Consider the following 25690-nt stretch of genomic DNA (forward strand, 5'->3'; position numbering starts at 1 on the left):
TTTGGCTCTACGCAGAATGGGTTTCCCACCCAATGCGATAGAGGTAGGTCTAAGTGAACTGCGCTCGTCTTCCCTGGGCAGCCAGTCCACGAACGGATAGAACGCAGCTCGCCAACTTAAGCGGATCGTTAAGATTTCGCCATAGATGGGAATCAGTCCCAAAATAGCGTCACGCATTCGATATGAAGAGTATTTCGATAGGATGCCAATTGCGATTATCACAATCAGGCGAAGACTCAGCAGTTGTAGCGAATCTGCCACATAAGGGACTTCTCCGAGCGCGGTTTTCGCGTACAGATCATCAACGAGTATGACTTCGATCGCAATATATATTAAATAGTTGACTGCAAGAATTGCTAGCGAGAGAGTCGTTGAAATGGCTATTCGTGCCATCCTGTCTCTGGGCAAATTCTACTCTCCTCTGGCGTGACTTGGTCCGACGCGATGCGAGCAAAGCTGCTGCTTAGCGAATCAGGTCGAGCACATAGCGCCAGCCGCAGAGTCGTTTACTCCTTTGCAAAGGTCGAGATATGCCTGATGTGGCGTCCCGTACTGTGTGCGATACGTATAGTAGGGGCGGTCATTATTGAAGTACCCTTCAAACACTCTGTTCCATTTCTCAGTGAAGCGCAACCGTCCCCAAACCGTAACCCAAGCCCTCCATTGTGTTTGCGCTGTTGTGCGCCATTCCGTGTGGTAGAGCATGCGGTATCGACCGCATCCATCGTTAAAGCAAACCTGCAGCGAGCCTACTTTCCTCCAGATTAACAGTGTGTCTCTATAGTCTATGTTGAAGCGATATTCGTAGTCCGGAAAAAACGCCTTATACATGGTGTCCATGATGAAGCTCATGACGTCCTTTACAAAGCGAGGGGGCGCTTTGTCGGACTCTATATGATTCCACACGCCATCAATCCGCAGGTAAAGCTTCTCCTTGCCTGAGGTCCAATTCCCCGCTGAGCACTTCTCCTTGGAATAGCCCAATCTTCTGCATGCTGCGACGGCTTGCGTGATTGTGCAGTGCCGGCCGCCGCACACGTCGTCTTCATTGGTTCCTGGAGGGCTCTTCCGTCTAGTGCCTTTGGACAATGCTCCGCCAGTCGGCGAGCTTTTTTTCGTAGTGGACATGATGGACACGTACATGCCCCAAGCTATATCCATAAGCTCCGGGTCGAGCCCCTGGTATGCCTGCCTAATAAATTCGTCGATGGTGGCCGCGTCATACTCCCAAAAGCCCTCGTCGGGGTTCCAGCCGTTGGGCAGCATGTTCCATCGTTTCATGTCCTTCTTGGACATCACCCTGACCGCATTGAAGACGATCTGATCTGTGGTGATACAGACGGTACAGTCGCCGATTTCGTAGTCGTCGCGGACAGGCTCGTAGGGAGTGCCCCAGACTCCTCCGACTGATGACCCGGAGTAGGTGGGGGTAGTCCCGATTCCACCGACGCCGTCGGTGATGACGGTGGCGTGTCCGGTTGGGTCGATGCCGGTGAGGGGGGAGGCGTTGGCGTAGGTGTAACGGTTGGCCTGGACGGAGGGGCTCGGGGTGAGGGTGGCGGTATCGCGACTGGTAAAGGAACCGGTACCGGGCTGGTACCAGCGGGCATGCATGTTTACCTTGCCGGTGTCCGGGTCGGTATAGGCGCCCTGGTAGCCGAGGGCGATCTTTGTGCCGGTCTGGGCGGTGATAGTACCGAAGGGGTCGTAGGCGGTGGTGGTGGCCAGCGCGGTGGTGCTGTAGGTGGCGACTAGGTCGCCGTGCAGGTCGGTCAGCGTGGACAGGGCGGGGTTGGCGCCTTCCCTCTGCCCGAGCAGACCGCCGAACGCATCCCGGCCGTACTTGGCCTGAGCTGCGCCGCTGCTGTCGCTGACGGTGGCCAGGTCGTTGGTCAGGCCGATGTAGGCGAAGGTCTGCTTGATGGTGCCGCGGGTTCGGGTGGTGACGCGGTTGAGGGAGTCGTAGCTGTAGAGGGACTCGCCGTCGGCAATGAGGCGGTCGAAGGCGTCAAAAGTGAGCTGCGTCGTGGCGCCGTTCTTGGTCTCCGTGGCCAGGGTGCCGCGCGGCATGTAGGTGTAGGTGGAGCCGTCGCCTGAGGTGAGGCGGTTGCGTTCGTCGTAGGTGTAGGTTTTGTCGCCGGCCTTGGTGCGGTTGCCGGCCGCGTCCCACTCGTACAAGGTCTTCGCGCCGCCGGGTGCGGTCCAGGAGGTGAGCCGTCCGGCGTGGTCGTAGCCGTAGGTGTTGGTGCCGGCTCCGGCCAGGCCGGCGGTGGTCTTGGTGGTGAGGTTGTCGTCGTTGTCCCAGCCGTAGGTGATCTGTGCGAGCTGGGTGCCAGTGCTGGACTTGAGGGTGTGGGCCTTGGCTCGGTCGAGGTCGTCGTAGGTGAAGACCTGGGTGTCGGCTGAGGTGGTGCCGACCTTGGCGGTCATCGTCTTGACGCGGTTGGCCTGGTCGTAGTCATAGGTGATCTTGCGGGCGGTGACCGGGTCGGTCGCGGTCCAGAGCCGGCCTGCGTTGTCCCACGTGAAGGTGGTTGTGCCCGCCGCGTCCACGCGCTGGGTGGGATTGCCCAACTCGTCGTAGGTGTAGCCGGTCTGCTGGGCGGTGCCTCGCTTGATCGACAACGGGAGGGTGCGGTCGTTGTAGTCGACGTTCAGGTCGCCGATCGTGGTCTGCCGGCCTGCAAGGTCGTAGCCAAAAGTGCGCTCGGCACTGGCCGACCCGCCCCCGCTACCGGTCTCCTTGGTGAGGCGGCCGAGGTGGTCGAAGGTGCGGTCGATGCGGACCCCGCCGGGCTGGATCAGCGCGGCCGGGTTCCCGGCCGCGTCGTAGACAGCGGTCCAGGTACGGTCGGCGGCGTCCGGGTGGGCGGTGGTGGAGGGCTCGGTCACCGTCTCGACCAAGCCGAGGGTGTTGTAGGTGGTCCAGGTGGCGTTGCCGCGGCCGTCGGTCAGGCGGGTTCGGGCGCCGGTGGCGTCGTAGCCGAACGACGTCGTGATGGTCTCGCCGTCCTTGATCGGCTCGATCAGGCTGGTGAGCCGGTTGAGGGCGTCGAAGGTGTGCTTGGTGACGTGTCCCTCGCCGGAGGTGAGGGTGGTGGGGTTGCCGGCCGGGTCGTAGCCGGTGCTCATCGTGCGCAGCACCGTGCTGCCCTTCAGGTCCTTGACGGCGATCTTGCGGCCGGCCAGATCGTATTCGGCCAGCGTCGCCGTGGTGAGCGCCACGTTGGTGGTCTTGGTCAGCCGGCCGGCCGGGTCGTAGCCCATTGTCGTGGTGTTGGCGGCGGGGTCCGTCTGCTCGGTCACCTCGCCGGCCGCGTTCACCTTGTACGTGGTGGTGCGATTGCCGGGCGCCACTGTCTTGGTCAGGCGGCCGGCGTCGTCGTACTCCAGTTTCGTGGTGTAGGCCGCCGCCGACGGCTTGCGCTCCACCTGCGTCTCGGTGATCTTCCGCCCGAGGTCGTCGTAGGTGGCCTCGGTCCGCGCACCCGTCGGGTCCACGGACGCACGCTGCTCGCCGGCCAGGTCGTACTCGGTCACCCACCGGCCGGGCGTCTCACCTTCCGGAGCCGGGTCCGTGACCCGGACCTGACGCCCCAGTTGGTCGTACTCGAACGTGCTGGTGTAGCCGCGCGGGTCGGTGGTGCGGATCAGCTGACCGGCCTTGTCGTAGCCGTGCGAGACGGTCGGCGTGACCGCGGTTCCGCCCGGCGGCGTGTACGGTGGGGCGCTCTTGCTCGCCAGACGGCCCGCCTTGTCGAACACCGACGTGACCGTACGGCCCTCCGCATCCCGCTCATGGGTCGTGGCGCCGAAGGTGTCGTAGCCGTAGCGGGCCGACGGGCGCGCGTCACTGGACGAGCCGGCCTTGTCCACCTTCACCTGCGGGCCCGCCGCCTCCACCAACCGGGCCAGCGCGTCATAGCGCAACGTCGAGGTGAAAGCGGCCTTGTCCGCCCCGGCCGCGTTGCCACGCGGATCCGTGGCCGCGACGATCAGGCCGCGGTCGTCGTAGTCGGAGGTCGAGACGAGGTCGTCCGCACCGTTCTCCACCGTCGTCTTGGTGACCAGGTTCATCTTGTCGTAGACGTACTCAGTCACCTCCGAACGGGACGTTCCGTCGCCGGTCAGCGTCTTGCGCAGCACATTGCCGTTCGCGTCGTACACGAACGCGCTCTTACGCCTCAGGCCATCAGGATCGAACGTCTGGGACGCCAAGCGAGCGGCAGCGTCGTAGACGTACTCCGTCGTCACCGTTTCCCCGGCCGTGGTCCCGTTCGGCGTGACCAGACTCGTACGGTTGCCCGCCGCGTCATAGGCATGCTTCTCCAGCACCACATCACGCGGCGATGCCGTGGGATCGTTCAGCTTCGCATCATCGGCGATCTTCTTGTACAGCAGATTGTCGTTGTAGTACTCGAAAGACGTCTTACGCCCCATCGCATCAGCCTGAGCCACCAACCGGCCAGCCGCGTCATAGGAGTACGACTCCAGCAGCACGTCCTTGGCCGGCTGCGGATTGACCGGGCTGCCCGTCCACCCCTTCAACGTGCGCGTCGCAAGCTGACCACGGTCGGTGTAACCGTTCTCGATCACCGTGCCGCGCGCGTCCGTCACCCGCACCACCTGGCCGACGGTGTTCCATCCCTGCCGGACCACCCCACCTTCCGGATCGGTCGTCGTCTCCAAACGGCCCTGACCGTCATAGGTGTAGACCGTGGTCCGCTCCGCGTCCCCGCCGGTCAGGTCGGCGACCTTCTCGCTCAGCTTGTTGCCGTCCGGGTCATAGCCGAACGTCGTCTGCTTGGTGTGCGTGACCCCCGAGACCTCGTTCTTCACCCCCGGCTCGGTCTGCGTCACCAACCGGCCCAATCCGTCGTAGGTGAACGTCGTCTTCACCCCGCCTGGATGCGCCTGCGACACCTGCGTGGACGCCGACAGACGGCCGATCACGTCGTACTCCAGCTTCGTCACCAGCCCGGCCGGGTTCGTCTGCTCAGCCAGATCACCCGCCGCCGTGTACCGATACGTCCACGCATTGCCCCGCGCGTCGGTCTTCTTCGCCACCAGACCGGCTGGAGTGGTCCCGCCGTTGACGGCCGGCTCCGTACCGTCGGTGTAGGCGACCGTCACCGAGCGGCCGTTGGGGAAGTCCGCCGTCGCCGGAGTCGTCTCCTTGGTCTGCTCGCCGTACTGGTTGTACTCGAAGGTGGAGGCGTAGGTGTTGTCGGTGGAGCTGGCCGAGCGGGCGTCACGTACCTTCAAGACGCGGTCGTTGCGCGGGTCGAACTTGTCGTCCTTGTTGAGGTAGTACTCCGTGTAGGTGGTTTGGCAGCTGGTGGCGGTGCGGCAGGTCTCGGTGGAGAGGGTGTTGCCGCGCTCGTCGTTCTGCCATGTCGTTGTGTTGTTGTTGGGGTCGATCCGCTCGTACGGGAAACCGCCGGAGTCGTAGTAGTACTTGGTCTCCTTGCCCAGCTGGTCGGTCTTGGACATCAGCCGGTAGCCGCGCCAGGCGTCATGGACGGCGGTGATCTTCTCGTTCTTCGGGTCGGTGACCACGACCGTGGAGGTGCCGGCGGCGCGGTCGATGGTGCGCTCGCCCAGTTGCCAGGTGCCGCCGTGCTGGTCGGTGTGGGTCTTGATGCGCTCGGTGGCGGGGTCGTAGGTGTTGACGGCCCAGACCCGGCCCGACGGGAGCGTGATCTTGGTGAGGAGGTGGGGCGCCTGAAGGCGGGCGGCATAGTGACGGGCCACCTCGGTGGCCGACAGGGGGCGGTCGAAGACCGCTACTTCGTCGATCGATGCCGTCAGTCCACCGCTGCCGATGTTGAGGTACTCCAGTAGATCGGTGTCGTGGATGGGGGCAGTGAGGGTTCCGGCGGCCTGTCCGTCCAGGTAGAGCGTTTGAACGTCGCCACCGACGGTCAGGACCGCGTGATGCCATGCGCCGTCGTTGACGGTCGAGCCCGTGACGATCGGGGTGGTGGTCGGCCCGAAGGACGCGGAAAGCTTGCCATCGCTTGCCACCTGCAGCATCTGGTTCGAGGAACCGTTGATGGAGCCGTACGCCCGGATGACGGAGCCGGTGGTGGTGGTCTTGAACCACGCCTCGATCGACGCCCATTTACCGAGCCGGGGAATGAGGCCGTTAGGAAGGTGAACGTTGGGGCTTGTCGTCGAACCGATGTCGATGGCGGTGTCGGGCGTGCCGGCCAATGCTCCGGGTTTGCCGAGCGTGACGCTGACGTTGTAGCGGGCGTCTTCTCCGGCCCACCCGAGGTCCTTGGACGTGTAGCCGCTGCTCTCGCCCAGCCGCCAGTAGTGCAGGGGGTCGGAGTCCAGGACCGTGCTGCGATACAGAGATCCGGGGCTGTGCTCGTAGAGGGTGCACCCGCCTGCGGGATCGCACACCTTTTCCAGCAGATCGCCGTTGTAGGTGTAAGACCAGGTCAGCGACTTTCCGTCCACCGGGTCGGTCGAAACTGAGGTGACGTGCGCGCCGGTCCAGGCAAAGGTGAGGGAGCGGCCTCCCGGCGCGGTCGCCTTGGACAGTTTGCCGTCGGTCCCGTACGTGAGCTCCTGGACACGCCCGCGGTTGTCGGTGACCTTCAGCAGCCGGCCTGCGCCGTCGAACAGGTAGGAGGTGGAGGACTTGTCCATCAACCGCCAGGTGCCGTCCGCGTTCTTGGCGAGGGTGGCGTACATGCCGGGCGGCGGCTGATACCCACCGTCGTCCTTCTTGGCGAAACGCATCTGACGGCCGTCAGGGTAGGTGACCAGGACCGCCTCGCGGCCCGACACGTTCTCCTGGACCATCCGCATGTCCCACCGGGTCGCCCAGCCCGCGCCGAAGGCTCCATCACGTCGCGGGTCCATGCTGTTGAAGGACCGCACCACCGACAGCGGCGGGCCGGCGACGGCGACCTGTGCGTCGGTGAAGGTCGTGGTGTAGTTGCCGGACTGCTGATTGAACTCCTGCCCGTTGATTCCCCGTATCGACAACTGGGAGGTGATGGGGGGCTGCCGCACACCCACCAGCAAGCTGTACCTCGGGGAGTAGGCGCTCTGCCCGCCGGTCGTGGAGGTGTCGGTCACCTTGACCCGCCACCAGTACTGACGGCCCCAGGACAGTGTGCCTTCCGGAATCGTCCAACTGCTGGACTGATTGCAGCAGAACGGATCATGCTCCACGCAGTCGAACATCGACGGGTTGTCGCACACCTCGAACCGGTAACCGATCGTGCCGGTGAACCATGTGGTGGCCGTTGCCGACAGCGTGACGCTCGTCGTCATGACTTGGATGCCGTTGTCAGGCGACATCGACGTCACGGTCGGTGGCGGAGGCTTGGGACAGTCGCCGACCAGCGTCCAGCCAGGCTGCTGCCCGTCCGGGGGAACCATGTTCGCGTAGCCCGGGATGTCCTGGACGGCCTTCCAGACCTTCTGCCCGGACGCGACATAGGTGCCCCTGGCGACGTACACCCCCTTCTGCCATGGCGAATACGACCCGCACGGCGGATCACAGGGATGCCACGGGTCGCAATCCAGCGCCACCACGCTCTTGCTCAGCGGCTCCTGAGGAGACGACGCCGTGCTCCGCACCCTGACCAGTCCGGAACGTTCCTCCTGCGGCAACGCCTTCTTCAGCGGCTTGGCCTTGCCCTTCAGCGTCCCTGGATCCGCAGTCGTGCGGGTGGCATTCGCCGACGTCAGCGACGGCAGTCCCGCGGCGGTTCCCCAAGACTGCTTCGGCGTCTCGGCCGAGCCTCCCACGACCTGCGGCACTTCCACGGAGGCGGCCGCCACCACCGGTTGGGGATCGAGCCCCAGCAGCCCGGGAAGCATCACGGCCAACAGCGTGATCACCAGGATGCGGGCACGGCGATCCCAAGGCAGCAAGCGGCGCATACGCCGTCACACTCCGAACCACGTGGGGCGTCCCGGGGAACGCCGGACGAAGCTCCACCCCCGTCTCAGCCAGATGACAAGGTCTCTGACTCGCGCGGCTCGGAGCGCGTTGCTCAAACGGACGAAGCGTAACTTCCGCCTGAAACGGCAACAAGATCGAATCAAGTCATACAAAGATCACGGATGGTGACTTACCGCTCTGATCGTCGCAAGGGCGCTGGCTCATCCTTCATGTGGCGTGGCGCATGAGGTGATCGGGATCATGGTCGGTCCCTGTCCTGGAGTGCGCCACGCTCCATTCGGCCATAGAGAAGCCCCCGGTCCGCTCAGAGTCTTGCCGCCCAGGGACAGGTCGTTCCAGCGGAACTTCGGCTGCGAGGAGGGTGTAGGGGGTAGATAGTGGCCGAAGTCGCCGCGATCAGAGCGACTGGACCTTCCATGACCAGTCCTGTCGTGCTGAGGATGCCTGTGAGCAGAAGGCTCACAGAGAAGCGCGGGGCGTTAACGCAGAGTGACCTCAATGCCAAACTCTTGCATAAGGTTTACGGCGGAGGTGAAGAATTCTTCTCCCAGTCGCTCGCGTGAGTGCCTGGCCTCATTCCATATAACTTGCAATGAGGCCTTCCGGACTGAAGAAAGGCAGTCGGCGAGCCCGGACAGACTTGACCCAAAATAGCCTCCAGCCCCATTTACGGCTTCTCCAGTCGCACAGTAGAAACTGGGTTCACTATTTATCGTGCTGCCGTCCATCGAAACGGTGCTGTCCGCTCCATACCTTATGGCTCGACGCCCTGACTCAAACCAGACAGTCTGTGCGACATGAAGCCAACTGTCATGGGTATCAGTGGGACGGCTGGCCCATTCCCCAAGCTTGATGCCTCCCAAAGCCCATCTTCGCCAAATGTCTCCGGCGTATGGGTGCGGATATGCGTATCCGTGGAAGGAAGAGACGACATTCACGAGATCGTCGCTGCGGCCGATCTCGTTCGAAGTGCCGAAGTTTGCTCTCCTTATGTAATAGGCACCGATGCGCTTGCATTGATGATCCATCACGTGCAGCTCGACATCGTCGACAATTCCACTCGGCGGAGGCGGTGTGCGAGGCACGCCGAGGAGGATTATGTCCGACGAAAATTCCTGTGAAGGTTCAATGAAGAATCCTTGCAGGTCTTCTGCCACTAGTAGGACGTGCTGAGACTCCTTGTCGATCAGTCGATACAAGGGGTGTGATTGGAATTTCTGAGCTCATGCCAGAGCGTACCAATCGATGATCCGGTTACAGTATTGAGCACCCACCTGCAATGGAGAGCTGCCGCATACCGTATACTCATTCGGGCAGTTCTTGACGCGCATATATGGCAGTGTACTTAGTCACCGGATGATCGCCACGGGCGAATTCTTTCGACCATGCTGAAATGCTCCGGGGCGAAAGGATGCGAGCCGATCAAGCCGTAGACCCTGGGTATCAGAAACGCCAAAGACCGCCTCCCCGTCTGGAAGCACCGGCAGGGCAGGCGGCGGCTTCCTGCGTGGTCGAGGTGCGGGTCTAGCGTTAACCGCCCCGCCACCGCATACGCGGCATCCACGTCAGAGAGGCTGGGCGTGGGCTTGGGGGCGGGGACATTCTGGTCAGTCGTGGTCCCGAAGGCATCCACCGTGCCGAGAATCCGGCCGGCGGCGTCGGTGATCTGCAGGCTGCAGACGTCGGATGGGAGATGCCGGCCACGGCCCATGGAGAAGCCCCCGAAGGAATCCGGGGGCTTGGCTTCTCGCCTGACGGTCAGTCCCAGGGAGGGTCGACGCGGTCCGCGGCGGTCTTGTTGTCCTCACGGGCCTGTGCCCTGACGGCGCCGGTAACACAGACCTTGTCGCCGATGAAGGCTTCCCGCCAGACGTATCCCGAGATGCAGGTCTGCGGGCCGTAAGGTCCGTTGGTCCAGCGCGAGGCGGCGGCATTGTTGTCGGCCTGGGTCTGGTCGTGAGTCTGCCCGGTCACACAGACCTGGTCGCTGTCGTCGGCGCCGCGCCAGACGTAGCCGACCTTGCAGGTGTTCGGGCCGAAGAAGTGCTTGGTCGGGTTGATCCGGTCGGCCGCGGTCCTGTTGTCCAGAATGACCTGCACTCGGGTGGCCGAGGACACGCATACCGTGTCGGTCGGCACGACCAGGCGGTGCGTATAGGGGAAGATGCACTTGCCGTTGTTGTCCACCCGGCTGGGCGCGCGCAGATTGTCCTCCGCGGCCTGCTCGCGGGTGGCGGGGGTGACGCACACCTTGTCCTCCGGTACGGCGTCGCGGAAGACGTAGCCGGCCAGGCACTTGGTGGCGATGTAGGTGGTCGCCGTCACGGTGGCCGACTCGGCCGTCACCGAGTCGATCCTGATGGTGACACCGTTGGCGTTCAGCGACTGGGCGGGTTCCCGGTTGCCGAGGTCGCGCAGCAGGATGGTCTTGCCCTTGTCGACTTCGTGGATGAGGGCGATGTCCCGCGGTATGGCCTCGCTCACGCCGGTCTTCTTGCGGAACTCGACCGTGTAGTAGTGGTTCAGGTCGTTGGGGTCGAACGGGACACGCAGCAGCAGCGGGCCGGGCAGGTCCTGCCGCTCCAGCGGGGCCAGCTGCACGGTCATGCGCGTCCGGCCGTCCTGCCCGGCGGTGATCACCCGGGGACTCGGCAGCCAGCCCACTTCGTCGAGGTGCGGGCCGTTGAAACCGACGGCGCCGTACGAGAACTTCCCGGTCCACGGACCGTAGTGGTTCTGGGCGCTCATGATGTCCCAGGGATCGTCGTACTCCCCTGGCTGGGACCATTCGGCGTTGCGGTAGTTGAGGTCGTTGGAGAAGGAGTGGCCGAGGCCGTGGGCGTGCATGAACTCATGGACGCCCAGCCCGGCCTTCCAGCCGGCCGAGTCGAGGACGATCCGCGTGCCCGACGCGCCCGAGTCGAGATCCCCGGCGTTGAGCATGACGGCGATGCGGTGGTCGGCCGGCGGCGTGTAGCCCGCGGCCTTCACGGTCCGCACGCACTGCTCGATCTTCTCGGCGCGGTTCGCGTCCTTGGACTGCTGCCAGGTGTACGGCATCGTGTACCAGCCCTTGACGACCGAACCGGCCGTGGTGGACCGCCCACGCGACTGCTGGTCGACGAAGTCGAAGACGGCCTTCTGCCCCTTGCCCGCGGGGAGGAAGAACTCCTCGAAGTACGACGGCGGCTGAGGTTCCACGGGCCGGTCGGAGAACTTGCACAGCAGGATCGACCAGGCCAGATATCCCTGGACCGGAGTCGCGTCGGCGGCCCTTGCGGGCAGCAGCAGCGCGGCGAACAGCGCGGCTAACGCGAATGTTATTGATCTTCTCATGGGTCCATGGAGCCATCGCGATCTTGTGACCCACTTGCGGGTCAGTGGTGATCCGAGGCCGAGCTGACGCGAGAAGGCGAAGCCGGACCGCTCCTTCCACGCGCGCCGTGACAATGGGGACCATGACCCCTCACCGGCTCTCCCCGGCCGACGCCCGGCGTGTCGCCGTGCGCGCCCAGCTCCTCGACGGTTCGCGGCCGGCCGAGCTGCTCGATCTCGTGCGCCGCCTGACGCTGCTGCAGATCGACCCGACCGCCGCCGTCGCCCCGAACGCCGACCTGGTGGCGTGGAGCCGCCTCGGCTCCTCCTACAGCCGGGCCGAGCTGGTCGCCGCGCTGGAGGACCGGAAGCTCATCGAGCTGCGGGCCTTCGTGCGGCCCGGCGAGGATCTGGCGCTCTACCGCGCCGAGATGGCCCTGCGGCCCAGCGGCGGTCGCTCCTGGCGGGAGTGGGTGCGCGCCAACGACGCGTGCCGTCGCGACATCCTCGACCGGCTGGGCTCCGCCGGGCCGCTGCCCTCCCGCGATCTCCCGGATACCTGCGAGGTGCCGTGGAAGTCCACCGGGTGGACCAACAACCGCAACGTCACCCAGCTGCTGGAGTGCATGGTCATTCTCGGGGAGGTCGCCGTCGCCGGGCGCCGCGGCAACGACCGGCTGTGGGACCTGGCGGAACGCGTCTACCCCGACGAGCCGGCGGTCCCCGTCGAGGAGGCGCGGCGCCGGCGTGACGAGCGGCGGCTGCGGGCCCTGGGCATCGCCCGGGCGCGGACGACGCAGTTCCCGGTCGAGCCGGCGGACGTGGGCGAGGCCGGCGAGCCGGCCGTGGTCGAGGGCGTCAAGGGGGAGTGGCGGGTCGATCCGTCGCTGCTGGACGGGCCGTTCACGGGACGGGCGGCGCTGTTGTCGCCCTTCGACCGGCTGGTCCACGACCGTAAGCGCGCCGTGGAGCTGTTCGGGTTCGACTACCAGCTGGAGATGTACAAGCCGGTCGCCAAGCGCAGGTGGGGGTATTTCGCGCTGCCGATCCTGTACGGGGACCGGCTGGTGGGCAAGCTGGACGCCACCGCGGACCGCAAGGCCGGGGTGCTGCGGGTCGACGCGATCCACCAGGACGTCCCGTTCACCGATGACATGGCCGCGGAGATCGACCGGGAGATCGAGGACCTGGCCCGATGGCTCCGCCTGTCCCGATGAGCGGCGGGCTGGTGCGGAGCGGCGGGGTTGTACGGAGCGGTGGGCTTGTATCGAGCGGCGGGGTTGTACGGAGCGGTGGGCTTGTATCGAGCGGCGGGGTTGTACGGAGCGGTGGGCTTGTACCGAGCGTCAGGCTTGTACGGAGCGGCGTGCCGCCGGTGGGGCTTTGTGCGCCCCGGCCACCTTCGCCGTCGTCCCAGGTGGCATAACGTCGGAGCTATGGACGTGCGCACCTTCTGGCTCGCTGGACGCCCCGCCACCGGCGACACCGAGCTCATCGTCACCAATCCCCTCGACGGCCGCGAGGTCGGCAGGCACTCCGTGCCGACCGACGCCCAGGTCGAGGAGGCCGTCGCGGCCGCCGCGGAGGTGGCCGGGCAGGCCGCCGCACTGCCCGTGCACGTGCGCGCGGAGGCCCTGGCCCATGTGTCGCGCCGCCTCGCCGAGCGGGCCGAGGAGATCGCCCGGCTGATCACCGCCGAGAACGGCAAGCCCATCTTCTGGGCGCGGGGCGAGGTCGCCCGGGCCGTGGCGACGTTCCGCTTCGCCGCCGAGGAGACCCGCCGCTGGTCGGGCGAGGTGCAGCGGCTCGACACCGAGCCCGCCGCCGCCGGCCGCCTGGCCTACGTCTCGCGCGTGCCGTACGGGCCGGTCCTGGCGATCACCCCGTTCAACTTCCCGCTGAACCTCGTGGCCCACAAGGTGGCCCCGGCCATCGCCGTCGGCGCGCCCGTGATCGTCAAGCCCGCCCCGGCCACGCCGCTCACCTCGCTGCTGCTCGGCGAGATCCTGGCCGAGACCGACCTGCCCGCCGGGATGTTCTCGATCCTGCCGGTCGAGAACGAGCGCGCCGGCGCCCTGGTCGAGGACCCGCGGCTGCCCGTGGTGTCGTTCACCGGGTCGGCGCCCGTCGGCTACGCGATCGCCGACCAGGTGCCGCGCAAGCACGTGACGCTGGAGCTCGGCGGCAACGCCGCGGCCGTGGTGCTGGCCGACGCCGACCTCGACTGGGCGGCCACCCGCGTCGCGCTCTACTCCAACTACCAGGCCGGTCAGAGCTGCATCGCCGTGCAGCGGGTCATCGTCGAGGAGCCCGTCTACGACGCGTTCGTCGAGCGGCTGCTCCCGGCGGTCGGCGCGCTCGTCACGGGCGACCCGGCCGACGACAAGACCCAGGTCGGGCCGCTGGTGTCCGAGGCGGCGGCCGAGCGGGTCGAGCAGTGGATCAAGGAGGCCGTGGAGGGCGGCGCCCGCGTGCTCGCCGGCGGCGTCCGCGAGGGCGCCACGATCACGCCGACGGTCCTCACCGACGTGGCCGCCGACGCCAAGGTGGCGCGCGAGGAGGTCTTCGGGCCCGTCATGATCCTGCAGCGGGCCGCGTCGATGGACGAGGCGTACGCCATGGTCAACGACTCGGCCTACGGCCTGCAGGCCGGCGTGTTCACCCGCTCGCTGGACGCGGCCTTCCGGGCCAACCGGGAGCTGGAGGTCGGCGGTGTGATCATCGGCGACGTGCCGTCGTACCGGGCCGACCAGATGCCGTACGGCGGCGTGAAGGACTCGGGCATCGGCCGCGAGGGCCTGGGCTCGGCGATGCGCGACCTCACCTACGAGAAGGTCATGGTGATCACCGGGCTCACCCTCTGATCCCTGGTCCGGTCACAACGGCTCCACGCCGGCGAAGACCAGGCCGAGCTCGTAGGCGAGGACGGCCGCGTGGGTGCGGTCGCGCGCCCCGAGCTTGGCCAGCACGTTGCCGACGTGCGTCTTGACCGTCTCCCGCGAGACGTGCAGCGCCTCGGCGATCTCCGCGTTCGTCCGTCCGAGCGTGACGTGCCGCAGCACCTCCAGCTCGCGCGGGGTGGGATCCACGGGCAGGCGCCGCCTGGCCGAGCCCTGGTGAGGGGAGGCGAGGCGGCGCAGCGCGTCCGGGAAGAGCACGGCGTCGCGCCCGTGCACCAGCCGGATCGCCTCGACCAGCTCGGCCGCCGGGGCGCGCTTGAGGACGAAGCCGGCGGCTCCGGCCCGCAGCGCGCCCCAGACGAGCTGGTCGCTCTCGAACGTGGTGACCACGACGACCCGCGTCGTGGGGGAGCGGCGGGTCAGCTCGCGGGTGGCGGACAGGCCGTCGAGGCGGGGCATGCGCACGTCCATCAGCACGACGTCGGCGCCCGTGCCCGCCTCGACCGCCTCGACCGCCTCGACGCCGTCCGCGGCCTGGCCGACGACCTCCAGGCCGTCGTGGACCGACAGCATCGCCGCCCATCCGGAGCGGATGAGACGCTCGTCGTCGGCCAGCACGACCCGGATCACGGAGGCCGGCTCGGCAGCCCCTGGGTTCGCAGCCATCCGGTTCACAGGGGGAGTGTCGCCTGGATGAGCCATCGGCCGTCCGCCTCCCTCCGCACGCACGTCCCGCCGGCCAGGCGGGCGCGCAGCCGCATGCCGGTCAGCCCCCGCCCCTCCCTGACCGCCTCCCGGGGGTCCGTCGCGTTCTCGACGGTCAGCACCAGGTCGTCCGTCACACGGACGTCGAGCGTGACCGGGCCGCGGCCATGGCGCAGGGCGTTGGTCAGGGCCTCCCGGGCGATCGCGTACGCGGTGCGCGAGATGGCCGGAGGCACCCGGTCGAGGCGTCCCGTGCTCACCCGCACGTCGAGGCCGCGGGTCAGCGCGGCGAGCGCGTCCAGCGTGGGACCCTCGGCCGCGTCGCCGTCGTCCAGCACCCGCAGCAGCACGTCGAGCTCCTGCTGGGCGGCGCGGGCGGTGTCGGCCAGGTGGTCCAGCGACCGCGAGGCCTCCTCCGGTTCTCCCAGGGTCGCCTGCGCGGCCATGGCCTGGACCAGCACGACGCTCAGCGCGTGACCCACGGAGTCGTGCAGCTCCAGGGCGAGGCTCTGGCGGCGGCCGAGCCGCTCCAGCGCGCGGGACGGATCCCCGGCCAGCAGCCGGCGCGCCGCCCACCGCTGGCCCAGCCCGGTGGCGACCAGCGCGGCCACCACGGCGAGCGCCAGCAGCACGACCTGCGCCGCCTCGCCGGGCGCCGCGCGCCACAGGTCCGGGTCGCCGAGCCGGGTCAGCCCCGGCCACAGCAGCAGCACGCCCGCGCTCAGCGTCGCGCCGCCGTACAGGTGCAGGCTCGTCAGCGCCACCAGGTACAGCCGGTCGGCCCGCTCCGGCACGTCCACGCCGAGCAGCTCCGCCAGCGCGGCGACCTCGACGCGCCGCACCAGCGGCGTCATGGCGAGCAGCACCGAGACGGGCAGGCACGCGGCCCACAGCACCAGCACCCGCGCGGGCGTCGGCTCGGTGAGGATCACCAGGCCGAGCGCCGCGGCGGCCGGGGTCAGCAGCGCCGCCCCCAGCACCTGATGGGCCCCGGCGGCGAGGGCTCGGACGACATGACCTCTCACGTGCGCCGATGCTAGCCCGCGCGGCCCCGGCCCGGACTCCCCCATCGGGGGGAGGCGGCGCGGGGAACCCGTTCCTAGCGTGGGCGGCGTGAGGAGAAGAGATCGGATCGCCGGGGCGGTGCTGTCGCTCGCCGTGACCGTCGTCGGCGTGCTGTGGTGGGCCGTCCCCGCCGGCTACCCCTTCGGGGCCCGTGACCGGGTGACGGTGTCGCTGTCTCACCTGTTCGAGCACGACGTGGGCGGCGCGATGACGCTGGTCGCCGGTCTGGCGGGGCTGGCCACGGCGTTCGCCTCGGGACGGGCGCTCAGGGCCGGCGCGATCGCGCAGGTGGTGTTCTTCGGCGTCGTGATGTCGGATGCCGGGATCATGTCGCTGTTCGGGTACGGGCTGGCCGTGCTGGGGCCGGTCGCCCTGGTCGGCGTCCTGGTGATGGGCTGCGCGCGCCGCAGGCCGTGGGCGTGGGCGGGCCTCGCGATCCTGGCGGGCGGGGTGGCGGCGAGCACGGTGGCCGGGTTCCCGCCCTGGCTGGCGGCGGGCAACATCGCGAGCTCCCTGTACGACTACGCCGGCCGCGTGAGCTGGACGCTCGCCGACTGCGTCGCCTGCCTCGTCTGGGTGCTGATCGCGGTGAAGGCGTACCGGAGGGGGACGCCGCCCGCCTGGGCCCGGCCCGCCGCCGTGCTGCGGTGGGGGCGCCCGGCCACGATCGGGGCGGCCCTGTGCCCGCTGCCGTACGCGCTGTACCGGCTCACCTGGCTGACGCCGTGGCCCACCGACTCCGCGATGACAGGCCCGCATCTGGACCCGGGCCTCAGGATGCAGGGGCTGGCCATCGCCTTCGGCGCCCTCGGCGGCGCGGTGCTGACGCTGGGCCTCGTCGCCAGGTGGGGCGAGGTGTTCCCGCGGTGGACGCCGGTCGTCCACGGCCGTCCGGTGCCGGTGCGGCTGCCCGTGATCGCGGGCGGGATCGTCGCGGGCGCCTGCTGCATGGCCTCGCCCGGCCTGGTGGTCAACGCGGTGGAGAGGGACCAGCTCTTCCTGGTGCTGCTGTGGCCGTACCCGCTGTGGGGGGTGCTGCTCGGCGCCGGGGTCCTGGCGTACTGGCTGCGCCGCCGCTCCTACGCCCCGAGCGCGGCGGCGTCCTGAGGCGCGCCGCGCTCGCCCGCCAGTGCCTCGACCTCGCCGGTGCCGGGCTCCAGCGGCTGGAGCCCGGCGCACCCCACGGCCACCCCGCCCGTCCCCTCGGACCACCGTGCTCCGGGGTGTCGTCGACTGGGTTTCGTCCGTGTCGCGTCAGGCGCGTTCGGCGGCGGTGTAGAGGGTCCTGATGGTGTCGCCGAAGTACGGGCCGTACATGGTGCGGCGGTCGTCGCTGTACTTGAAGCTGCTCAGCGACGTCATCGTGCCCCAGCCGGTCGCGTGGTCGAAGCCGGACAGCCACGGGCCGCCGCTCGACCCGGCCGTCATGTCGCAGCCGAGCCCCTGGTCGCGGGTCTGGCCGTGGGGGTCGTCGCGCAGCTTGCCGGCGCAGTAGACGAGGTGCTCGCCGGTGTACGGCGGGTCGGCCGGGTAGCCGAAGCCGAACGCCTGGCCGCCGCGCCCCGTGTTGAAGGCGATCTCCTGGGCGCCCACGGCGTCGGCGACGTGCCGGTCGGCCCACGTGGTCAGCGCCACCATGCCCACGTCGTAGTCGTCGTCGGCCGAGCGCGACCACGGTCCGGCGACGAACATGCGCCGCGCCGCGTACCGGCCGTACGGCTCGGCGCCGCCCTCGCGGTAGCCGGGGACGAACGTCCAGTTCTCGGCCCACGGGCCGGTGCCGTCCTTGACGCAGTGGCCGGCGGTGACGACGACGTCGCGGTTGGCGCTGCGCACGGTGCCCGCGGAGCAGACGAAGTCGACGCCGTGCAGGGTCATGAAGACCCGGCCGGTCGTGCGCGTCACGGCGCCGCCGGTGGTCCAGCGCGACCCGGCGGTGATGATCTGCCGCCGGGCCGACTGGTGGCGGCGCTCGACCGCCCCGGCCTGAGGCTGGGGTTCGGCCGCGCCGGCCCGAGGCTGGACCTCGGCTGTCCCGGCCCGGGGCTGGAGCTCGGCCGCGCCGGTACGGGGCCGGGGAAGGAGTCTGAGGGTGCCGTGGGACAGGCCCGGGGCGGTGGTTATGCCCGACCGGCCCGTCACGCCGCCCAGCAGCCCGCCGCGGGACACGCCGTCGAGCAGGTCGATCGGCAGGGCGCGGGCCATCCGCTCCCGCGTCCAGTAGCCGAGCACGCGCGCGTGGTCGGCGGGCCGGCGGGCGGCCACGTGCTCCACGACGGCGCCGGGGCGGGCCCCCGCGCGGGCCGCCGACGGGGTGCGGGACGGTGACGGCGTGCCGGCCGGGGAGGGCGCGGGGGCGGCGGGGGGACGACCGGGATGGTGGACGGGCTCCGGCGTCGCGCCGATGAGGGCGGGCCCCATCAGCCCCGCGACGAGCGGAACGGCCGCCAGCAGTGGGGAGCTCAGGGTCATGAGACCCGAGTGTGCACTACGTCATGTGCTCTCGTGACTACATCCGGTGAAAAGCTTCACAGTGCGTTGGTGCTCTGCGCCGCCTGGTAAAGGGCTTGCGCCTCGTTGCCGAAGAACGGGCCCATCATGACGTTCGGCGCGAAGTTGTACTTGAAGCTGTTGACGGAGTTCAGCCAGCCGACGCCGGTGGCCCCGTCGAAGCCCCGGAACCACGGGCCGCCGCTGGAGCCCCCGGTCATCCGGCAGGCGACTCCCTGGTCCTGGGTCATGACCGTGTCGTTGAAGGAGCGTCCGCTGCAGTAGATCAGCGCCGAGCCGTCGAACGGCGCCGCCGCCGGGTAGCCGAAGGCGAACGTCTGCCGCTGTCGTGGCTGGTTGAACGCGACGCCCTGCCCGCCGACCGCGTCCACCAGCGTGCGGCCCTGGAGCGGGGCCACCACGGCGGCCCCGACGTCGAAGTTGATGTCCTCGCGGGCGTTCCACTGCGCGGTGGTCAGCAGCCGGGTGGCCACCCACGTGCCGAAGGGCCGCCGGCCGTTGTCGAACCCCGGGACGAACACCCAGTTGCGGTGGAAGGCGCCGCCCATCTTCACGCAGTGCCCGGCGGTCATCACGACGCTCTTGTTCGCGCTGGTCACGGCGGTGCCGGAGCAGGAGGCGTTGCCGCCGGCGGCGGTGGTGAAGAACACGCGCCCGACGGTGCGCACGACGGCGCCGCCGTCGACCCAGCGCAGGCCGGTGCTGTTGGCGACCACCTCCGCCGGCCGGCGGGCGGCGACGGTCGTGACCCGCAGCGGGCCCCGCCGGGGGAGGGCGGCCGAGGCGCCGCGGGTGGCCCACGGGGTGCCCTGGGTGGGCTGGTCGAAGCCGGTGGCGCGCCGGGGCGTCGGCGTGTCGTACGGCCGCGCCGCCAGCATGCGCTGCGACGTCCAGTACTCCAGGACGGACCTGCGCTCCGACGACGAGTCCGTGGCGGACCACCGGACCGGCCCCGGCCCGGCGGCGGCCCCCAGGCCGGCTCGCGACCCGGCCTGGGCGGGCCCGGCGGCGGCCAGGGCCGTCACGGCCGTCGCGGCGAGCGCGACGGCCGACAGCGCGGCCGGCCGGCGGCGCGCGACGGCCGACAATGTCCGGCGGCGCGTGACGGCGGAGAGCGGGGCGAGTCCGCGGCGCGTGACGGCGGAGAGCAGGGCGACTCTGCGGTGCATTACGTACCTCCCGAAACCGGATCTGCCGATGGGAGGTACGTGCGGGATATCGGGTTTTTCTCAAGCTATGCGCAGACGGATATAGCGCGATTACCCCACGAACTCCGCACGGCACTCGGCGTCACAAAAGACGTGGATTTCGGGCCGGTCACGGCCGCGTGCCCGGGCGAGCCGGAGACCGGGGAGAATGGACGGGTGCATGCAGAGACCCTCCGCTCCGTCGTCGTGCTCGGCTCCACCGGCTCGATCGGCACCCAGGCGATCGACGTCGTCACCGCCAACCCCGGCAGGTTCCGGGTCGCCGGGCTGGCGGCCGGGGGCGGCCGGGTCGACCTGCTCGCCCGGCAGGCCGCCGAGCTGGGCGCCGAGGTGGTCGCGGTGGCCGACGCCGCGCGCGTGCCGGAGCTGAAGGAGGCGCTCGCCGCCCTCGGCGCCGCGCCCGTGGTGCTCGGCGGCCCGGAGGGCGTCGCCGAGGCGGCCGGGTGGCGGTGCGACATCGTGCTCAACGGCATCACCGGCGCGCTCGGCCTCACCTCCACGCTGGTCGCCCTGGAGGCGGGGCGCACGCTCGCGCTGGCCAACAAGGAGTCCCTGATCGTCGGCGGGCCCCTGGTCAAGCGGCTGGCCAAGCCGGGCCAGATCGTCCCCGTCGACTCCGAGCACTCGGCGGTGCAGCAGTGCCTGTGGGCGGCCGGCCCGCACGGCCACGACCCCGACGCGGTCAGGAAGCTGGTCATCACGGCCAGTGGCGGGCCGTTCCGGGGGCGCACGCGCGCCGAGATGGCCGACGTGACGCCCGAGATGGCGCTGGCCCACCCGACCTGGTCGATGGGGCCGATGATCACCGTCAACTCGGCCACCCTGGTCAACAAGGGGCTGGAGGTCATCGAGGCGCACCTGCTGTTCGACCTCGGCTTCGACCGGATCGACGTCGTGGTCCACCCTCAGTCGATCATCCACTCCATGGTGGAGTACGTCGACGGCTCCACCATCGCCCAGGCCAGCCCGCCCGACATGCGGCTGCCCATCGCGCTCGCCCTCGGCCATCCCGGCCGCCTGGCGGGCGCGGCCTCCCCCGTCGACTGGACCAAGGCCCACACCTGGACCTTCGAGCCGCTCGACGACGAGGCGTTCCCCTCCGTCGCGCTGGCCCGCCACGTCGGCGAGGCCGGCGGCACCGCGCCCGCCGTCTACAACGCCGCCAACGAGGCGTGCCTGGAGGCGTTCCTGGGCGGCAGGCTGCCGTTCCTGGGCATCGTCGACACGGTGGCCCGGGTCGTGGAGGAGCACCAGGTCACCCCGGCCGGCTCCGTGGAGGAGGTGCTGGCCGCCGACGCCTGGGCCCGGGCCCGGGCGGCGGAGCTCGCGGCAGGGCAGTCCCGCTGACTTCCTACACTGGAATCGTCTTCGACACCTAAGGGTAGAAATGTCTTCTGTAGCACTCGGCATACCGACGGTCCGCCCCAAGCCGCTCGCCGAACGCCGCCACTCCCGGCAGATCAGGGTCGGCGACGTGCTCGTCGGGGGCGACGCGCCCGTCTCCGTGCAGTCGATGACCACCACGGTCACCGCCGACGTCAACTCCACCCTGCAGCAGATCGCCGAGCTGACGGCCTCCGGCTGCCAGATCGTCCGCGTGGCCGTGCCGTCCCAGGACGACGCCGACGCCCTGCCGATCATCGCCCGCAAGTCGAAGATCCCGGTGATCGCCGACATCCACTTCCAGCCCAAGTACGTCTTCGCCGCCATCGAGGCGGGCTGCGCGGCGGTGCGGGTCAACCCGGGCAACATCAAGAAGTTCGACGACAAGGTGGGCGAGATCGCCAAGGCGGCGGCCGACCACGGCGTGCCCATCCGCATCGGCGTCAACGCCGGCTCGCTCGACCCGCGGCTGCTCCAGAAGTACGGCAAGGCCACCCCGGAGGCGCTGGTCGAGTCGGCGCTGTGGGAGTGCTCGCTGTTCGAGGAGCACGGCTTCCGCGACATCAAGATCTCGGTCAAGCACAACGACCCGGTCGTGATGATCAACGCCTACCGGCTGCTGGCGGCCAGGTGCGACTACCCGCTGCACCTGGGCGTCACCGAGGCGGGCCCCGCCTTCCAGGGCACGATCAAGTCGGCCGTCGCGTTCGGCGCGCTGCTGGCCGAGGGCATCGGCGACACGATCCGCGTCTCGCTCTCGGCCCCGCCGGTCGAGGAGGTCAAGGTCGGCAACCAGATTCTCGAATCGCTCGGGCTGCGCGAGCGCGGCCTGGAGATCGTCTCCTGTCCGTCCTGCGGGCGCGCCCAGGTCGACGTCTACACGCTGGCCGAGCAGGTGCAGGCCGGGCTCGAAGGGCTGAAGGTGCCGCTGCGCGTGGCCGTCATGGGCTGCGTGGTCAACGGCCCCGGTGAGGCGCGCGAGGCCGACCTGGGGGTGGCCTCCGGCAACGGCAAGGGCCAGATCTTCGTCAAGGGCGAGGTCATCAAGACCGTGCCGGAGTCGCAGATCGTCGAGACGCTGATCGAGGAGGCGCTCCGGCTGGCCGAGGAGATGGGTGTGGAGGTCGATCTCGACGACGACGCCACCGGCCCGCAGGTCACCGTCGGCTGACCCGCCCCTGGGGCGCGCGGGCGGGCAGGAGGCTCCTCCGCTCGGATCGCTGCCGCCTGAGCAGGCATTCGTTACGGTACGCCATCGGCTCGTTACAGCATGGCAAGGGTTCGCCCATGCGGCGCCCCGGTCAGGCCGCGGCCCGGCAGCATCGTCAGCCATGAGACTGGTGAAGCGGTGCGTCCGGGTCGTGGCGGCGGTGGCGACGCTGGCCGGCGGGATGGTGAGCGCCGGTGGCTCCCCGGCGGCCGCCGGAGGCTACGCGCCCGCGGTCGCGTCGTCGGGCGCGAGCGCTCGGCCGGGTGTCGCGTCATCGGGCGCGAGCGCGCGGCCGGGTGTCGCGTGGACGGCCTGTCCGGCGGACGAGCCGACCCCCACCCCCGGGCAGGCCGCCCCCGCGCGCGCCACCGAGGTCGAGTGCGCCGCCGTCCGCGTCCCCGTCGACTACCGCGTGCCGCTCGGCCAGTCCCTCACGATCGCCGTCAACCGGGTCCCGGCCACCGTCCCCCGCGACGGCGGCCGCTACCTCGGCACCATGCTGGTGAACCCCGGCGGCCCGGGCGGCTCCGGGCGCAAGCTGGCCGAGTTCGTCGCCGGCGCGCTGCCCGCCGAGCTGGCCGGCCGCTACGACGTCGTCGGGTTCGACCCGCGCGGGGTGGGCGGCAGCCGGCCGGCCATGCACTGCGTCGACCCCCGCACCTACTACGCCCCGCCCCGCCCCGACGCGGTGCCTCGCGACGCCGCCGACGAGCGCGTCCTGCTCGGCCGGGCCCAGGAGTACGCGAACCGGTGCGCCGCCCTGTGGCCGTGGCTGCTGCCGCACATGACCACCGCCGACTCCGCCCGCGACCTGGACCGCGTGCGCGCCGCGCTCGGCGTGGAGAAGATCACCTACCTCGGCTACTCGTACGGCACCTACCTCGGCGCCGTCTACGCCACGCTCTTCCCGCAGCGGGTGCGCCGCCTGGTGCTCGACAGCTCCGTCGACCCCGGCGCCGTCTGGTACCGGGCCAACCTCAACCAGGACGTCGCCTTCGACCGCCGGCACCGCGACTTCCTGGCCTGGGTGGCCCGCCACAACGACGTCTACCGGCTCGGCCGTACCGATGAGCAGACCTCGTTCGCCTGGTACGCGATGCGCGCCCGGCTGCGCGAGCACCCGGCGGGCGGCGTGGTGGGGCCGAGCGAGCTCGACGACGTCTTCAGCGCCGGCGGCTACTCCGACCGGCTCTGGCCGCAGCTCGCCTCCCTCTGGTCCCGGTACGTGCGCGAGGGCGACGTGAGCGGCCTGCTCGACGGCTACGACCGGCTCGCGGACCACAGCACCGAGGACGAGAACGGCTACGCCGTCTACCTGGGCGTCCAGTGCACCGACGCGCCGTGGCCCCGCGACTGGGCCACCTGGCGCGCGGACATGACCCCGCTGCACCGCAGCGCCCCGTTCCTCACCTGGCCGAACGCCTGGTACAACGCCCCCTGCGCGTTCTGGCCGCAGCCCGGCGGCAAACCCGTGGACGTCCGCGGCGGCGCGGGGCTGCCGCCCATCCTCATGATCCAGTCGCGCGGTGACGCCGCCACCCCGTACCAGGGGGCGCTCAACCTGCTGCGCAGGCTCCCCACGGCCCGGATGGTCGTCGAGGGCGGCGGCAACCACGGCGTCTCCCTGAGCGGCAACGCGTGCGTCGACCGGCATCTGGCCACCTACCTGAGCGAGGGGAAGGTGCCGCGGCGGACCGCCGTCTGCCCGGCCATGCCAGAGCCCCGCGCGGTGGACCGGATGGCCGGGCGGCGTGCCCACGGAGAGGAATCGCTCACCCAGGCCCTGTCAGGATGAGCTAATCGGTGGGCCTTCGCGTAGTCTGACCATGTGATGCTGCGTACATCGGCGTCGCGCGTGCTCGATGACAGCGACCGGGACGAGGCCCTGGCCTTGCTCGACAGCGACCCGGTCGCGAACGTCTTCGTCGCCTCCCGCGTGCGGACCGTCGGCCTCAACCAGGCCCGGCTCGGCGGGCAGATGTGGGGGTTCGGGCCGCGTGGCGGGCTCGTCTCGCTGTGCTACGCCGGCGCCAACCTGGTGCCGGTCAACGCCGGCCCGGAGGCCGTGCACGCTTTCGCCGACCGCGCGCGCAAGCAGGGACGGCGCTGCTCGTCCATCGTGGGCCCGGCCGACGCCGTCTCGCTGCTGTGGGAGCGGCTGGAGCCGCACTGGGGCCGGGCGCGGGCCATCCGGTGGGCGCAGCCGGTCATGGCGATCTCCCAGAAGTCGCCCGTGCCCGCCGACCCGCTGGTGCGCCGGGTGCGGCCGGAGGAGTTCGACATCGTCCTGCCGGCCTGCGTGGCGATGTTCACCGAGGAGGTCGGGGTGTCGCCCAACCTGGGCGACGGCGGCGCCCTCTACCGCACCCGGGTCTCGGAGCTGATCCGCATCGGCCGATCGTACGCGCGCATCGAGGACGGGCGCGTGGTGTTCAAGGCGGAGATCGGCGCGGTGACGCCGTTCGCCTGCCAGGTGCAGGGCGTGTGGGTGGATCCCGAGCTGCGCGGCCAGGGCTTCGCCGTCTCCGGCATGGCCGCGGTCGTCGAGGCGGCGCTGGCGTGCTTCGCGCCGGTCGTCAGCCTGTACGTCAACGACTTCAACACCCCGGCCAGGACCGTCTACCGCAAGGTCGGCTTCCACGAGGTGGACACGTTCATGTCCGTGCTGTTCTAGGGCCTTCACGGAGTTCGGATCTCCAGGCCGGCTCGGGGATGACCGCCCTGATCCGGCGTCGGCGCGGACGGGCGCGGAACGGATGTTTGAAACGCTTGTTGGCGGTCTTGGTAGGCTTGGTCCCGTGGGAGTTCCTGAGGATCTGCTGGCCGCGGCCAAGCAGTGCCTGTCCGAGCGTGGATACGCACGCACAACCGTCCGGGACATCGTGGCCGTCTCCGGCAGCAACCTCGCCGCGATCAACTACCACTTCCGCTCCAAAGACGCTCTGCTCGCCCGGGCGATGATCGAAGTGACCGGCGAAGCGGTCACGGAGGTTCTTCAGGCGTTCCCGGACGACTCCAACGCTTGGCTCGAGCCCTTCTGGGCGGAGCTGATCGAATCCTTCCAGGCCAAGCCGATGGTGTGGCGAGCCAACGTCGAGACGCTGGCGCAGGCGCCTCATCTCCCCGATGTACGAGCCAGTCTGGCCGAAGGGCAGGCGCTGGCCCAGCGTGAGCTGGCCCGGCGCCTGCCGCACCAGGACGAGGCGGGTGCGCAGGTGCTGTTGACGCTGTTCATCGGCCTGCTGGTGCGGTGGCAGATCGATCCGGACCACGCCCCCGCGGCTCACGAGCTGGCCGCCGGTATCCGGTCGGTGGCCGAGGCAGTCGCCGGCTAGCTGTATTGACCCGCAGGGTTGTTGACGCGGGTGATCGGTGGTTGGCCTCCGAGCGCGGTGTGGCAGCGGTGGTGGTTGTAGGTGTGCAGGAAGTCTTGCAGAGCGGCGGTGCGTTCGTCGTTGCTGGC

At 69.4% G+C, this 25690-nt stretch carries 15 protein-coding genes and 1 pseudogene; 8 read left to right on the forward strand and 8 right to left on the reverse strand.

Annotated elements, in window-relative coordinates:
* Positions 1-471: 471 nt before the first annotated feature.
* The 3 genes from HTZ77_RS43940 to HTZ77_RS43950 form a co-directional block, all read right to left on the reverse strand.
* Positions 472-7908: a LamG-like jellyroll fold domain-containing protein gene (locus HTZ77_RS43940; RefSeq protein ID WP_175595744.1), complete on the reverse strand. Its 7437-nt coding sequence runs from the start codon at positions 7906-7908 to the stop codon at positions 472-474.
* Positions 7909-8409: 501 nt separating this feature from the next.
* Positions 8410-8958 carry a barstar family protein gene (locus tag HTZ77_RS48910; protein WP_407940650.1) on the reverse strand — a complete coding sequence of 183 codons (549 nt, stop codon included), beginning with the start codon at positions 8956-8958 and terminating at the stop codon, positions 8410-8412.
* A gap of 730 nt (positions 8959-9688) precedes the next feature.
* On the reverse strand, positions 9689-11266 hold the full coding sequence (locus HTZ77_RS43950) for a metallopeptidase domain-containing protein (protein WP_175595746.1): 1578 nt from the start codon (positions 11264-11266) through the stop codon (positions 9689-9691).
* 122 nt (positions 11267-11388) lie between these two features.
* Here HTZ77_RS43950 and HTZ77_RS43955 point away from each other — a divergent pair, with 122 nt between their 5' ends.
* Together HTZ77_RS43955 and HTZ77_RS43960 are read left to right on the forward strand one after the other, a co-directional pair.
* Positions 11389-12462, forward strand: a complete 1074-nt coding sequence (locus tag HTZ77_RS43955) for a DNA glycosylase AlkZ-like family protein (protein WP_175595747.1) — start codon at positions 11389-11391, stop codon at positions 12460-12462.
* A gap of 219 nt (positions 12463-12681) precedes the next feature.
* Entirely contained in the window at positions 12682-14109 is a 1428-nt protein-coding gene (locus HTZ77_RS43960; protein ID WP_175595748.1) for an aldehyde dehydrogenase family protein, read from the forward strand.
* A 12-nt stretch (positions 14110-14121) separates the two neighbouring features.
* Here HTZ77_RS43960 and HTZ77_RS43965 read toward each other — a convergent pair whose 3' ends face one another.
* Positions 14122-14811, reverse strand: a complete 690-nt coding sequence (locus tag HTZ77_RS43965) for a response regulator transcription factor (protein WP_175595749.1) — start codon at positions 14809-14811, stop codon at positions 14122-14124.
* A gap of 5 nt (positions 14812-14816) precedes the next feature.
* The gene (locus HTZ77_RS43970; RefSeq protein WP_175595750.1) at positions 14817-15875 is read right to left on the reverse strand and encodes a sensor histidine kinase; all 1059 of its coding nucleotides are present in this window, start codon (positions 15873-15875) and stop codon (positions 14817-14819) included.
* Positions 15876-15963: 88 nt separating this feature from the next.
* Between HTZ77_RS43970 and HTZ77_RS43975 the strand changes: the two genes are divergently transcribed.
* Positions 15964-17022 (forward strand): hypothetical protein, encoded by a 1059-nt coding sequence (locus tag HTZ77_RS43975; RefSeq protein WP_175595751.1) that lies wholly within the window; start codon positions 15964-15966, stop codon positions 17020-17022.
* Between the two features lie 147 nt (positions 17023-17169).
* Here the strand turns inward: HTZ77_RS43975 and HTZ77_RS43980 are convergent, their stop codons facing one another.
* Together HTZ77_RS43980 and HTZ77_RS43985 are read right to left on the reverse strand one after the other, a co-directional pair.
* Positions 17170-18387 (reverse strand): trypsin-like serine peptidase, encoded by a 1218-nt coding sequence (locus HTZ77_RS43980; RefSeq protein WP_205304716.1) that lies wholly within the window; start codon positions 18385-18387, stop codon positions 17170-17172.
* Positions 18388-18443: 56 nt separating this feature from the next.
* Entirely contained in the window at positions 18444-19595 is a 1152-nt protein-coding gene (locus HTZ77_RS43985) for a trypsin-like serine peptidase (RefSeq protein ID WP_235996087.1), read from the reverse strand.
* A 195-nt stretch (positions 19596-19790) separates the two neighbouring features.
* On the opposite strand from HTZ77_RS43985, the gene dxr reads away from it, so the two are divergent.
* The 5 genes from dxr to HTZ77_RS44010 all read left to right on the forward strand — a co-directional run bounded on the left by dxr (position 19791) and on the right by HTZ77_RS44010 (position 25562).
* A complete protein-coding gene (dxr, locus tag HTZ77_RS43990) occupies positions 19791-20981 on the forward strand; it encodes a 1-deoxy-D-xylulose-5-phosphate reductoisomerase (protein WP_175595752.1) in 1191 nt (396 codons plus the stop codon).
* A 40-nt stretch (positions 20982-21021) separates the two neighbouring features.
* Positions 21022-22188, forward strand: a complete 1167-nt coding sequence (ispG, locus tag HTZ77_RS43995; protein WP_175595753.1) for a flavodoxin-dependent (E)-4-hydroxy-3-methylbut-2-enyl-diphosphate synthase — start codon at positions 21022-21024, stop codon at positions 22186-22188.
* Between the two features lie 160 nt (positions 22189-22348).
* A complete protein-coding gene (locus tag HTZ77_RS44000; protein WP_175595754.1) occupies positions 22349-24022 on the forward strand; it encodes an alpha/beta hydrolase in 1674 nt (557 codons plus the stop codon).
* 36 nt (positions 24023-24058) lie between these two features.
* Complete coding sequence (locus HTZ77_RS44005) at positions 24059-24901, forward strand: GNAT family N-acetyltransferase (RefSeq protein WP_175595759.1); 843 nt, start codon at positions 24059-24061, stop codon at positions 24899-24901.
* 124 nt (positions 24902-25025) lie between these two features.
* Entirely contained in the window at positions 25026-25562 is a 537-nt protein-coding gene (locus tag HTZ77_RS44010; protein WP_175595755.1) for a TetR/AcrR family transcriptional regulator, read from the forward strand.
* On the opposite strand, the pseudogene HTZ77_RS44015 reads toward HTZ77_RS44010, so the two are convergent.
* Positions 25559-25690: pseudogene (locus HTZ77_RS44015) on the reverse strand (integrase core domain-containing protein); the annotation flags it as partial. The gene HTZ77_RS44010 and the pseudogene HTZ77_RS44015 overlap by 4 nt on opposite strands.

Source organism: Nonomuraea montanisoli, from assembly GCF_013363975.1.
Classification (GTDB): domain Bacteria; phylum Actinomycetota; class Actinomycetes; order Streptosporangiales; family Streptosporangiaceae; genus Nonomuraea; species Nonomuraea montanisoli.